General features: G+C 61.9%; 10 protein-coding genes. 3 read left to right on the top strand and 7 right to left on the bottom strand.

Going from position 1 to position 12,677, the window contains the following annotated elements:
• Positions 1-118: 118 nt before the first annotated feature.
• The 7 genes from H4V96_RS03370 to xapA all read right to left on the bottom strand — a co-directional run bounded on the left by H4V96_RS03370 (position 119) and on the right by xapA (position 8,877).
• Positions 119-1,342: a nucleoside deaminase gene (locus H4V96_RS03370; protein WP_280720687.1), complete on the bottom strand. Its 1,224-nt coding sequence runs from the start codon at positions 1,340-1,342 to the stop codon at positions 119-121.
• 10 nt (positions 1,343-1,352) lie between these two features.
• Positions 1,353-1,787, bottom strand: coding sequence for a cytidine deaminase (locus tag H4V96_RS03365; RefSeq protein ID WP_334686064.1), 435 nt, complete (start codon positions 1,785-1,787; stop codon positions 1,353-1,355).
• Between the two features lie 58 nt (positions 1,788-1,845).
• Positions 1,846-3,168 (bottom strand): thymidine phosphorylase, encoded by a 1,323-nt coding sequence (gene deoA, locus H4V96_RS03360; protein WP_196856972.1) that lies wholly within the window; start codon positions 3,166-3,168, stop codon positions 1,846-1,848.
• A gap of 206 nt (positions 3,169-3,374) precedes the next feature.
• Positions 3,375-5,726, bottom strand: coding sequence for an aldehyde dehydrogenase family protein (locus H4V96_RS03355; RefSeq protein ID WP_196856975.1), 2,352 nt, complete (start codon positions 5,724-5,726; stop codon positions 3,375-3,377).
• Positions 5,727-5,768: 42 nt separating this feature from the next.
• Complete coding sequence (deoC, locus tag H4V96_RS03350) at positions 5,769-6,728, bottom strand: deoxyribose-phosphate aldolase (RefSeq protein ID WP_010395077.1); 960 nt, start codon at positions 6,726-6,728, stop codon at positions 5,769-5,771.
• Positions 6,725-7,918, bottom strand: a complete 1,194-nt coding sequence (locus H4V96_RS03345) for a phosphopentomutase (protein WP_196856971.1) — start codon at positions 7,916-7,918, stop codon at positions 6,725-6,727. The genes deoC and H4V96_RS03345 overlap by 4 nt, the downstream gene beginning before the upstream one ends.
• A 119-nt stretch (positions 7,919-8,037) precedes the next feature.
• Positions 8,038-8,877, bottom strand: a complete 840-nt coding sequence (gene xapA / locus H4V96_RS03340; RefSeq protein WP_010395075.1) for a xanthosine phosphorylase — start codon at positions 8,875-8,877, stop codon at positions 8,038-8,040.
• A gap of 433 nt (positions 8,878-9,310) precedes the next feature.
• Here xapA and H4V96_RS03335 point away from each other — a divergent pair, with 433 nt between their 5' ends.
• The 3 genes from H4V96_RS03335 (at position 9,311) to H4V96_RS03325 (ending at position 12,388) form a co-directional block, all read left to right on the top strand.
• The gene (locus H4V96_RS03335; RefSeq protein ID WP_010395072.1) at positions 9,311-10,468 is read left to right on the top strand and encodes a carbohydrate kinase; all 1,158 of its coding nucleotides are present in this window, start codon (positions 9,311-9,313) and stop codon (positions 10,466-10,468) included.
• A gap of 12 nt (positions 10,469-10,480) precedes the next feature.
• Positions 10,481-11,401: a pseudouridine-5'-phosphate glycosidase gene (locus H4V96_RS03330; protein ID WP_196856974.1), complete on the top strand. Its 921-nt coding sequence runs from the start codon at positions 10,481-10,483 to the stop codon at positions 11,399-11,401.
• An 84-nt stretch (positions 11,402-11,485) separates the two neighbouring features.
• Positions 11,486-12,388, top strand: a complete 903-nt coding sequence (locus tag H4V96_RS03325; protein ID WP_010395069.1) for a LysR family transcriptional regulator — start codon at positions 11,486-11,488, stop codon at positions 12,386-12,388.
• The last annotated feature ends 289 nt before the right edge of the window (positions 12,389-12,677 follow it).

Raw genomic sequence — 12,677 nt, 5'->3', positions numbered from 1 at the left:
CAGGGTCCGACCCCAGTCCTGGTTCTTGGGCTAAAAATAGCATCACCAACACACTAACTGAACGGCATTAGCCGCATAGCGGGCACTTTTTACTCCAGAACCAGCCGGACGACGACGCCTAAGCCTGGGCCAGGGCCAGGGCCTTGACCAGCGCCTGGTCGGCCACCTGGCACGGTCGGATGCGTATCAACTTGCGGTACAGCGGTGGCATGGCGTTGCACAGCGCCAGCAACGCGTCTTGCGTCATGGCCGGGCGCACGTACTGGAATTGTGCCGGATTATTCTCCGGCAGCGCGCCTTCCATGGTCGAGCCGTAGGCGCCCAGAGTCATGAAACTGGCGGCGCTGTCGTCCGGGCCGACGGCCAGCACGAAAGTGCCATGCTTGGGGTGGCCCAGGTAGCTTTTGATTTCTTCTTGCAGCGCCGGCTCGGCGCCGGCCATCAATTCATAACGCAATTGCGCGTACTGGCGCGTGCATTCCATGAATGGCGTGCGGATGGGCGAACGCGCCAGCTGGCCCGGCATGCACAGCAGCAGGTTGCCAAAGGAATCGAGCAAGGCCGCCGCATCGCCCTGGCCGCCATCGCGCACGTCCTGCTCCATGGCCGCCTGCAGGAATGGTGCCAGGCCCGCGTCGGGCGCATGCGGGTCGCAGCGGTAGGTCAGGGCATCGGGATAGCGGCGGCGCAAGGCGCGCACCACGGCGTGCTCGGACGGCAAGGTGACAGGATCGCGCCGGGGCCCATCGTCGCCGGCACTCAGCAGCTGCATCACCTGGGCCGATGTCGCTTCGAACACCAGCGAGCACAGTGCTTGCGTCGCCTCGTGGATGCTCTTGCCGATGAAAAAAGATTTGGGCGCGGCACCGGACGGCCCGCGCGCATACTCGGTCGCGCCGCGCACGGCCGGGTAGCAAAAGCTGCGGCCAGCCTGCGCCTGCAGCGGCGCTGGCAAGGCCGTGAACGTGGCAGCGCCATCGTAATTGATGCCCGCCTTGGCGTCGGACGCGGCCACCACCACGTTGAAACCGGCTGCCAATATCGCCCCCGTGCACATGCAGCAGGGGTCGAGCGAGGTGACGATGGTCAGCTCACCCGGCGCCGGCAAGGGCGTGCCCTTGGCCCGCTCGGCGAAATACCAGTCCACCAGTTGGCGCTCGCCATGCGCGGTAGGGTCGAACACCAGGCCCCGGCGCACGACGTTGTTGTGCATCGATTGCAGCACATTGCCGGCGCCATCGAGCAGCACGCCGCCCACGCCGAACGTACCCTGCGTCTTGGCAGCCATGGCTTCGGCCGCAGCGATGGCAACAGCGGCCTGGATGTCGATCGTCTTGTTCAAGCGCAGCCTGTTACTTCATGTCCAGGTCGGAATTGCCGAAACCGTGTGGCAGCAGCCAGCCCGCCGTCACTTCCATGATGTCGTTTTTCAGGTTCGTCAGGATCACCGGCAAATCGGCACCGCCCATCTCGAACATCACCTGGCGGCAGGCGCCGCATGGAGAGATCGGTTCTGCCGTATCGCCTGTGACGGCCAGTTTGGCGAAGTCGCCCGGCTTGCAGCCATGCGCGATGGCGCTGAAAAACGCCGTGCGCTCGGCGCAGTTGCACAGGCCATAGGCGGCATTTTCCACGTTACAGCCACGGAAAACGCGGCCATCCTTGCACAGCAACGCCGCGCCCACCTTGAAACGCGAATACGGCGCGTAGGCCAATTCACGGCCAGCATTGGCTTCGGCGATCAGTTCTTGGTTGTTCATTTGATTATTTACCTGTAAAACCCGCAAAGGCCGGGGTCGTACCCTCAGGGTACGACCCCAGACCCTGCTCTAGGGCTAAAAATAGTTATGCTCGAATCGTCCGGTAAATCACCGGGCTGGCCGTCAACGCCACTGCGCTGATCGCATACGCTTCCTGTATTTCCTTGACGGCTTGCTGCGCCGCCGCTTGCGTGCGCGCATGCACCATGGCCAGCGGCTGGCCAACGGCCACTTGCTCGCCCAGTCCCACCAGGTCCGTCAGGCCGACAGCGAAATCGATGCTGTCGCTCGGACGACGACGCCCGCCGCCCAGGGCGACGACGGCCAGGCCAATGCCGCGGCAATCGCGCACATGCGCGTAACCGCCTGTGAGCGCCGGCACCGGCACGACGAATGGTGCTTTTTCCAGGTATTTGTCCGGCTTCTCGAGCAAATCAGCCGGACCACCGAGGGCGCACACCATGCGCGAGAAACGCTCGGCCGCTTCACCCGAATGTAGCGCCGCCATCAATTTCATGCGCGCCTCTTCTTCGGTTGCCGCCAGGCCACCCAGCACCAGCATCTCGGCGCACAGCGCCAGCGTCACTTCATGCAAGCGCGCGGGACGCGAACGCCCGGTCAGGTAATCCATGGCGCCGCGCACTTCCAGCGCATTGCCTGCGTACGGCGCCAGCGATTCGTTCATGTCCGTCAAAATCGCCGACGTCTGCATGCCCGCGCCATTGCCCACGGCGACGATGCTCTCGGCCAGTTCCACCGATTTTTCGTAGGTCGGCATGAAGGCGCCCGTGCCTACTTTCACGTCCATCACCAGCGCATCCAGGCCTGCCGACAGTTTTTTCGACAGGATGGAGCCGGTGATCATGGCCACCGATTCTGCCGTGGCAGTGACGTCGCGAATGCTGTAAAAACGCTTGTCGGCCGGCGCCAGCTGCGCCGTCTGGCCGATGATGGCCACACCAACGTCCTTGACCACTTGACGGAACAATGCATTGTCCGGCACCGTGCAATAGCCGGGAATGGCGTCGAATTTGTCCAGGGTGCCACCGGTGTGGCCCAGGCCGCGGCCCGAGATCATCGGCACATAGCCGCCGCACGCGGCGACCATGGGACCCAGCAGCAGGGACACCACATCGCCCACGCCGCCCGTCGAATGCTTGTCGACGACAGGACCGGGCAGGTTCAGCGAACGCCAGTCCAGCACCTGGCCGGAATCGCGCATGGCGAGGGTAAACGCGACGCGTTCGTCCATGTTCATGTCATTGAAATAGACGGCCATGCCCAGCGCCGCGATCTGGCCTTCGCTGACGCTGCCGTCAGTGATGCCACGCACGAAAAACTGGATTTCCTCGGTGCTCAGCACGCCCTGGTCGCGCTTCTTGCGGATGATTTCTTGGGTTAAAAACATCGAATAACTCCAATAAAAATAGGTTTGGGGTCAGTCCCGACGGGGGAATGTGCTTCAATGGAGCACATTCCGATCACGAAATGACCGCCCCCGGCTCTTTGCCCCTGGGGTTAGCGAATTTACTGGCGCTCATAAATCACGCCAAAACCCTTAACTGAACGATATTAGGGTCTGACCCCAGCTTCACAATGCCAGTTATCAGTCAGTTAAACACCGTAAGGTATCCACACGTTTTTCACTTGCGACGCATGCGCCAGCACGGCGCGGCCACCGCTTTGGGCGGCACTGTACCAGTCGCGGCCTCTGGCGCCACCGACCCACGTGCGCTTCAGGGTAGCGGCCGACAGGCGCTCGACTTCCGCGCAACCGTCGGCCGAGCCGTCATGGCGCCAGACGGCATCGATGTCGGCATGCGTGGCCAGGGTGCGCGCCAGTTCATCGGCGTTGCCGCTGATGATGTTGACGACGCCGCCCGGCAAGTCGGAGGTATCGAACACCTGGTACAGGTCCAGCGCGGACAAGGGATGGGCTTGCGACGGCACCACCACCACGCGGTTGCCCAGCGCGATGGCCGGCGCTACCAGCGAAATGAAGCCAAGCAATGACGCTTCATTCGGGCAGACGATGCCGATCACGCCAATCGCTTCGTTCAGTGCAACGGTGATGCCCTTGGTGGGCGGCTGATGCGCCAGGCCATCGTACTTGTCGGCCCAGGCGGCGTAGTAGAACAGGCGTTCGATCGATGCCTGCACTTCCTTCTCCGGATTTTTACTGCCCGTCATGGCGGCGATGCGGGCGGCAAATTCGTCGGCGCGCGCCGCCAGGTTTTCGGCGATGTAGTACAGCACTTGCGCGCGGTTGTGCGCCGTGGCACTGCTCCAGCCAGACGCTTTATGGGCCGCTTCGACGGCGTTGCGGATATCCTTGCGGCTGCCCACGCCCACTTCGGCCAGCAAGGCGCCATTGGCGCCAAATACAGGCGCGCTGTAAGCACTGTCAGGGCGCGCCTGCTTGCCGCCAATGTACATCTTGGCCGTGCGGTCGATGGCGAACGGATCGGCTGCCGCCGGTTTCGCATTCCCTTTCGCCTTCGCTTCCACTACTGGCAAGGCCGGACGCGCATCTTCGGCCAGGGCCGTCATGTATTCGAGCATGCCTTCGCGGCCGCCTTCGCGGCCAAAGCCCGATTCGCGGTAGCCGCCGAAGCCGCAAGCGGCGTCGAACTGGTTGGCGCTGTTGATCCACACCACGCCGGCTTTGATGGCCGGAGCGATATCGAGGGCCAGGCTGATCGACTCGGTCCACACGCTGGCAGCCAGGCCGTACACCGTATTGTTCGCCAGCTGTACCGCTTCGGGCGGGGTGCGAAAGCTCATGGCCACGAGCACGGGGCCAAAGATTTCAGCCTGTGCCACGGCAGCAGACGTCGACGCGCCCGTGATCAGGGTAGGCGGGAACCACGCGCCGTCTGCCGGCAGTTCGCACGCCGGCTGCCATACGTCGCAGCCTTCGGCACGGGCCGAATCGACCAGCGCGGCGATGCGCTGGCGCTGCACCGGATCGACCAGCGCGCCCACGTCCATCGATTTGTCCAGGGGCGAACCGAGGCGCAGGTTTTGCATGCGCGCGCGTACCTTGTTCAGGAAGCGCTCCTCGATCGATTCCTGCACCAGCAGGCGCGAACCGGCGCAGCAGACTTGTCCCTGGTTGAACCAGATCGAGTCGACCAGGCCTTCCACGGCGCTGTCCAGATCTGCATCCTCGAAGACGATGAAGGGCGACTTGCCGCCCAGCTCCAGCGACAGCTTCTTGCCGCTGCCGGCCGTCGCGACACGAATCAAACGACCCACTTCGGTGGAACCCGTAAAGGCGATCTTGTCGACACCAGGGTGGTTGACGATGGCCGAACCGACGCGGCCGTCGCCGGTGACGATGTTGACTACGCCGGCCGGCACGCCCGCCTGCAGGCACAATTCGGCGAACAGCATGGCCGTCAGCGAGGTGAATTCGGCCGGCTTGAAGACGACCGTGTTACCGGCGGCCAGGGCCGGAGCGATTTTCCACGACAGCATCAGCAAGGGGAAATTCCATGGCACGATCTGGCCTACCACGCCCACCGCGCGATAGTCGGAAAACTCTTCCGATTGCAGCTGCGCCCAGCCGGCGTGATGGTAAAAATGGCGCGCGGCCAGCGGCAGGTCGATATCGCGCGTTTCGCGGATGGTCTTGCCGTTGTCCAGCGTTTCCAGCACGGCGAACAGGCGCGCATGCTTTTGCAGCAAACGGGCCAGCGCGTACATGACTTTCGCGCGGCCATGGCCACCCATGCCTTGCCATACAGGCAGCGCGCGACGTGCCGCTTCCACCGCGCGCGCAACATCGGCGTCGCTCGCTTGCGTCAATTCAGCGAGGGCACTGCCGTCAGCCGGATTCGTCGAGGCGAACAGTTGCGCCGGCTCGCTCCAGGCATTGTCGATAAACAGGCCGAACTTGCGCTGATGGCCGTCGAGCCACGCCTGTGCTTCTTTTTGACTTTCGGGAGCAGGGCCGTAGTCCATAGTAGTGAGAATCTCGTTAATTGTAGGCATGACGAATGTTCTTTAAGGTTGTGCGTGACGATGATTGGCCGAGTAGCTGCCGGTGACGTAGTGCTCGAGCTGGCGCTCGATGTCGGTCAGCAGGCTGGAAGCGCCGATGCGGAACAGGTGCGGCTGCAGCCATTCATTACCCAGCTCTTCCTTCATCAGGGTCAGATACTGCAGCGCGCTCTTGGCCGAGCTGACGCCGCCGGCCGGCTTGAAGCCCACCTGAAAGCCCGTTTGCTCGTGGTATTCGCGGATCGTGCGCACCATCGTCAGGGCCACGGGAATGGTGGCGTTAACGCCCTCTTTCCCTGTGGACGTCTTGATGAAATCAGCGCCTGCCATCATGCAGACCCACGACGCCTTGGCCACGTTTTCCATCGTCAGCAAGTCGCCAGTGGCGAGAATCGCCTTCACGTGCGCTGCGCCGCAAGCCTTGCGGTAAGCCAGCATTTCGTCGTACAGCACCTGCCAGTTGCCATTCAAGACGTGCTGGCGCGTGATGACGATATCGATTTCCGAAGCGCCTGCCGCGACCGACAGTTCGATCTCGCGCAGCTTCGTTTCCATGCTCGTCAGGCCAGCCGGGAAACCGGTCGACACGGCAGCGATGGGCAAACGGCCCTGGATGACTTTCACGGCCGGTTGAATCATTTCGTGGTACACGCACACGGCGCCGGTGCTCAATTCGGTCAAGCCCAGCGCTGCCATCAGGTCGGCGCGCAGCGGGCGCATGGCCTTCATGCACAGGCGCTCGACGCGACCCGGCGTATCGTCGCCACCGAGGGTGGTCAAGTCGATCACCTCGATGGCCTTGACCAGCCAGGCAGCCTGGTATTCCTTTTTCACCGTACGGCGGTTCGCCAGGCTGGCCGCGCGGCGATCTGTCGCGGCGCGGTTGACGCGGATCTGGTTGATCCAGCCCAGGTCGAGGCCAACGGCCTCGTTACGCTTGAAGTCGGGGTGCATGAGTGTCATAACAAGCTGCTTCCATTAGCAAGTGGTGGCACGCCAAGATGCTTGGCGAGGGTTTGGCCAATATCGGAGAAGGTCTCGGAAATGCCCAGTGCGCGCGGGGCGATGCCGGGGCCGAAGAAAATCATCGGTATATGTTCACGGGTATGGTCGGAGCCGGGCCAGGTGGGGTCGCAGCCATGGTCGGCGGTGATCACGACGAGGTCGCCATCTTTGAGCTTGGCGATGAATTCCGGCAGGCGACCATCCATTTCGCGCAGCGCATCGGCATAGCCCTCGACGTTGCGACGGTGGCCGAACGCCTGGTCGAAATCGACGAAGTTGACAAAAGTAAGCGACTTGTCCTGCACTTCATCGGCCGTTTTCAACAGCGCTTCAAACAGCGCCATGTTGTCGACGCCCTTGACGACGCGCGAAATGCCCTGGGTCGCGAAAATGTCGCTGATCTTGCCCAGACCGACAACTTCGCCGCCCGCATCCTTGACGTGATCGAGCAAGGTCTTGCTTGGCGGCGCGACGGCATAGTCGTGGCGGTTGCTGGTGCGCGTGTAGTTGCCATTGCTGCCGGTGAACGGACGGGCGATGACGCGGCCAATGTTGTACGGTTCCACCAGCTTGAAAGCCATTTCGCACACGGCATACAGACGCTCCAGGCCAAACGATTCTTCATGCGCGGCGATCTGCATCACCGAGTCGCCCGAGGTATAGATAATCAGCTTGCCGGTAGCGACGTGTTCATCGCCATGCTTGTTGATGATGTCCGTGCCCGAGGCATGGCAGTCGCCCAGGAAGCCGGGCACGCCCGACATGGCTTTGAGCTTGTCGGTCAGGTCGGCGGGGAAGGACGGCGTGGTGCGGGGGAAGTAGCCCCAGTCGAATTCGACGGGCACGCCGGCGATTTCCCAGTGGCCGCTCTGCGTGTCCTTGCCGGTGGAGCGCTCGCGCGCCGCGCCGTAGGCGCCGGTGAAACCGTCGCGCTGGTCGAAGCCCACGGCCCATTCGCCGCTGGCGAGGTGCGCCGCTGCGCCCAGTCCCAGGCGTTCCATGTTCGGGAGTTTCAAGGTCTTGCCGCTTTTGGCGACAGTGCTGGCAATGTGGCCAAAGGTATTGGCACCTGCGTCGCCATACTTGGCAGCGTCTGGCGTCGCGCCAAGGCCGAAGGAATCAAGCAGGAGGATAAATGCGCGTGACATGATAAGGCTCGCTTTGTGGAGGATGCGGACAGTGTAGGCCGGATTTTTCCGGCCTGCCGCGCGGCAGCGCCGATGATCAGCGCGCCGCTACTGCATAAAAAATGAAACGTTTTACAATCTTAGGCTTGCGGTTTTTCAGCCACTTTGGCCAGGAAAGCGAGGATCAGCTTGACCAGGTCTTTCGCGCCAATGGCCGCGTATTTCAAGGTTTGCTCGTGCGACAGGGCGAATGGCGACATGCCTTCGGCCAGGTTGGTGATGACCGACACGCCCACCACTTTCAAGTCGCAATGACGGGCCGAGACCACTTCCGGCACCACCGACATGCCGACCGTGTCGGCGCCCAGGCGGGCCATCATGCGGATTTCGGCGGCCGTCTCGAAGTTCGGACCTGGGTAAGCGACGAATACGCCTTCGTGCAGGGTGATGCCGCTGGCGGCCGCCGTGTCCTTGACTTGCTGGCGCAGTTCGGCGTCATAGGCGTTGGCCATGCTGAAGAAGCGCGGGCCAAAGCGGTCATCGTTGGGGCCGACCATCGGCGTGCCTGGCAGCAGGTTGATATGGTCGCTGATGGCCACCAGGCTACCGGCGTCCACTTCAGGGCGCAAGGAACCGGCGGCGTTGGTGACGAACAGCATTTCGCAGCCCAGCAGCTTCAGGGTGCGGATAGCGCTCGTCATCACGCCCATGCCATAGCCTTCATAAAAGTGGCCACGGCCCTTCATGCAGACGACGGCGACGCCCGACAGGGTGCCGACCACCAGTTCGCCAGCGTGACCGTGCACGGTGCTGATCGGGAAACCTGGCAATTCGTCAAAGCTGATGCTGACGGCATCCGTCATCTGCTCGGCCAACACACCGAGGCCGGAGCCGAGGATCATTGCCACGCGCGGCTTGAAATTTTCTGGGATGCGGGCACGGATGATTTCGGCGGCGTAGAAAGGGGTGTTATTCGACATGGTTATCCTCTGATTGGCTAATGATGATGGTGCGGCCTGCGCGGCGGTGTACGCATAGTATCGCGCCCAGGTATCGGGTATGTAAGGGTGTTGCTGGACTATCCAGATGCGTATTGCCACTATTTTCCGCCACTATGCATCAAACGGATTATGTATGGCAAATACCATTTTTCTTGCCCATTTATACAATTCAAATATAAATGGCCGATATTATAGTCCAGGCAGGCACTCACCTGCCAGCGCCCACACGGCCCTTGCGATGTGCGCAAAATACCTGTGTACAAGCTGTATACGCGCACTTTCCCGGCATGACTGAGGCGAAATTGGCACAAGCTTCCTATGCAGGCTAAATACAAGCAAAATACAAGCTTGACAGAAAAAAGACAAATGTTTACAGTTTTAGACAAATGTTTAGAACTTCCGCGACTACCTTGTGACCGATCCCAATAAAAAAGACCAGCTATACACGCTGATACGCAACAACCCCTTCATCTCGCAGCAAGACCTGGCGAGCGAACTGGGCTTGTCGCGCTCGGCCGTCGCCGGCCATATCGCCGGACTGATACGTGAGCGCCGTTTGCTGGGACGCGCCTACGTACTCCCCGACAGCCGCCCCGTGCTGTGCATAGGCGCCGCCAACCTCGACCGCAAGATGCGCACCCTGGCGACCCTGCAGATGGGCACCTCGAATCCCGTGCGCTCGGAAGAAGTGTTTGGTGGCGTGGGCCGCAACATTGCGGAAAACCTGGCCCGCCTGTCGCTCCCCGTGGCCCTGCTGACGGCACTGGGCGACGATGCCGCAGGCCACGCCCTGCAGACGCACGCGGAAGACGCGGGCATCGACATGCGCGGTAGCTTGCATTTGAACAATACCAGTAGCGGCACTTACACGGCGGTGCTCGACGAACATGGCGAAATGCTGCTGGCGATGGCGAACATGCAACTGTATGAACAGCTGACGCCGGCATTTTTGCACAGCCGCCAGCCGCAGCGTGCCGCCGCCGCCCTCACCGTCTGTGACCTGAACCTGGGCCACGACAGCGTGCAGGCACTGCTGGCCGACGCGCGCCAGGATGCGACTCACGCTACGCCGCTGGTCATCGTCGCCGTCTCGCAGCCAAAGATGGCGCACCTGCCGCAAGACCTGACGGGCTTGCATCTGCTGATCCTCAACCGGGGCGAACTGGAAACGCGCGTGGCGCGCGCTTTGCCGACGGCATTTGATGTGCGCGCTGCCTGCCGCGAAGTGCAGCGCCAGGGTGCGCGCCAGGTGATCGTCACCTGCGGCAGCGAAGGCGTGTACTTCACCGATGGCGACAGCCAGGACGCGCCCGTCATGCACCTGGCCGCGCGCGAAGTGGACGCCGTCGACGTGACAGGCGCCGGCGACGCCTTTTCCGCCGCCGTCTGCTGGTCGCTCTATCACGACAGCAGCGATTTGAAACTGGCCTGCCGGCGCGGCCTGAAGCTGGCCGCCATGACGCTGGAATCGGCGGCCACCGTCTCGCCCCTGATTTCGGCCGGCGCACTCGACGACATTGACGACGCCGATCTGGCGCCACCTCCCCCTACCCTCTTTCAACAGGATTGAAACATGACGCAATTGAATAATTTCCTTTCGTTCTCGCAAGAAGTGCTGGACGCGCGCGCCGCCGGCAAGGCCATCGTGGCACTCGAATCGACCATCATTTCGCACGGCATGCCGTATCCGCAAAACGTGGAAATGGCGCGCGAAGTGGAACAGATCATCCGTGACGGCGGTGCCGTGCCGGCCACCATTGCCATCATCGACGGCAAGATCTGCATCGGCCTGTCGCCCGAGCAACTGGAATTGCTGGGCACTTCGCCCGAGGCCATGAAAGTGAGCCGCCGCGACCTGCCGTTCGTCTTGTCGCAAGGCAAGTTGGGCGCCACCACCGTGGCCGCCACCATGATTTGCGCGCAATTGGCTGGCATCGCCGTGTTCGTCACGGGCGGCATCGGCGGCGTGCACCGCGGCGCGGAAACCAGCTTCGACATTTCCGCCGACTTGCAAGAACTGGCGCAAACCTCGGTCGCCGTGGTCTGCGCGGGCGTCAAATCCATCCTCGACATTGGCCTGACCCTGGAATACCTGGAAACGCACGGCGTGCCCGTCATCAGCGTGGGCCAGGAAGGTTTTCCTGCCTTTTTTACGCGCGAAAGCGGTTTCAAGGCAGATTTCCGCCTCGATACGGCCGCCGAGCAGGCTGCCTTCATCAACACCAAGTGGCAACTGGGCTTGCAAGGCGGCGTCGTCGTCAGCAATCCCGTGCCGGCCGCGCAAGCCATGCCCAAGGAAGAAATCGATGCCATTACCGCGCAAGCACTGCAAGAAGCCGATGCGGGCGGCGTGAAAGGCAAGCAAGTCACGCCATTCCTGTTGTCACGCATCAAGCAGTTGACGGATGGCCGCAGCCTGGCAACGAATATCGCCCTGGTCAAGCACAATGCGCAAGTGGGAAGCAAGCTGGCCATTGCCATGCAGGTAGTCGTGGCACGATAATAAGACTGCTGTATAGAAGTGTGCGTACTGCCCGCGCTGCGCACACAGCGTTATCGCCTAGCAACACGCAACGCCAAGGAAAGCATGTCCATCGATCTGAAACAGTTAAAGTATTTTCTTGCCGTTGCCGAGGAGAAAAGCTTCAGCCGCGCTGCCGAGCGCCTGCATATCTCGCAGCCGCCCCTGAGCCAGCAGATCATGAAACTGGAAAGCGAACTGGGCGTGCGCCTGTTTGCGCGCACCACGCGCACGTTCGAGCTGACCGTGGCCGGCAAGGCGCTGATGCAAGAGGCGGCCGACCTGCTGGCCAAGATGCGCATGACCATCGACACCATCCGCCAGATCGACCGTGGCGAAGTGGGCCGCTTGCGCGTCGGCATCGTCGGCTCGGCCATGTGGGGCCCCATCCCCAGCCTGCTCGAAGAGTTCCAAAGCAAATTTCCCCGCGTCACCTGGACCATCCACGAACTCGGTCCCACGGTGCAATACGAAGCCTTGCGCGCCAAGCAAATCGATGTAGGTTTCTGGCGCGAACCCAAGCTCAACGACGACGACTTGCGTCACGATAATTTACGCCAGGAACTATGCTTTCGCGAAAACGTGTGCGTGGCCGTCAACGAACACCATCCGCTGGCGAAAAACACGGCCATCGAGCTGATCGACATCGCCCTTGAGCCCATGCTCACCCTCAACCTCGATAAATCCGCCTTTCCCCGCTACCTGGTGCAATGTTGCATCAATGCCGGTTTCGAACCCGTGATCTTTCAGGAAGCGAGCGAACCGCAAACCCTGCTGGCCATGGTGGGCGCGGGCCTGGGCGTCACCCTGGTACCGGAAACGACGAGCCGCATCGGCTGGCCCGGCGTCGTCTTCCTGCCGATCAAGACCAATCCGCCATCGGCCAACCTGTACATCAGCTACACGACGCTCGACGACGCTCCCGTCGTGCGGGCCTTCCTCAATATCCTCAATCCCCCAGCGAATTGAGGCAAAGCCTCAAGTGTCAGCAAGCAACGCCAACCCGAAAAGCAGCAAGACCGGGGCGGACTCAGGGTCCGACTCCAACCCTTCGTTTTGGGTTTGCATTCCAATTTATATGGCTATCATATAAATAGCCAAACAAAAACGTATTTGTCATACATATCTAGCATGATGCATAGTGAACCGGACGCCCATCGTGGCGCCGGTCCTGCGCCTGCCCTGCGCGTCAGCTGACGGCGTATTCCAGCCCGCTCCGGCAGCCCCATTCGATGTTGTCACTATAAAAGAGATGGGG

The sequence above is a fragment of the Janthinobacterium sp. CG_23.4 genome (genome assembly GCF_029892305.1).
GTDB lineage: Bacteria > Pseudomonadota > Gammaproteobacteria > Burkholderiales > Burkholderiaceae_D > Janthinobacterium > Janthinobacterium lividum_D.
The sequence above is the reverse complement of the archived record's forward strand: the minus strand, read 5'-3'. Positions and strand labels throughout refer to the sequence as shown.

Excerpts from the sequence above, each read along its gene's own strand:
- deoC (WP_010395077.1), bottom strand. The coding sequence starts at position 6,728 with ATGACACTCATGCACCCCGACTTCAAGCGTAACGAGGCCGTTGGCCTC.
- xapA (WP_010395075.1), bottom strand. The coding sequence starts at position 8,877 with ATGTCGAATAACACCCCTTTCTACGCCGCCGAAATCATCCGTGCCCGC.
- H4V96_RS03345 (WP_196856971.1), bottom strand. The coding sequence starts at position 7,918 with ATGTCACGCGCATTTATCCTCCTGCTTGATTCCTTCGGCCTTGGCGCG.
- H4V96_RS03325 (WP_010395069.1), top strand. The coding sequence starts at position 11,486 with ATGTCCATCGATCTGAAACAGTTAAAGTATTTTCTTGCCGTTGCCGAG.
- deoA (WP_196856972.1), bottom strand. The coding sequence starts at position 3,168 with ATGTTTTTAACCCAAGAAATCATCCGCAAGAAGCGCGACCAGGGCGTG.
- H4V96_RS03355 (WP_196856975.1), bottom strand. The coding sequence starts at position 5,726 with ATGGACTACGGCCCTGCTCCCGAAAGTCAAAAAGAAGCACAGGCGTGG.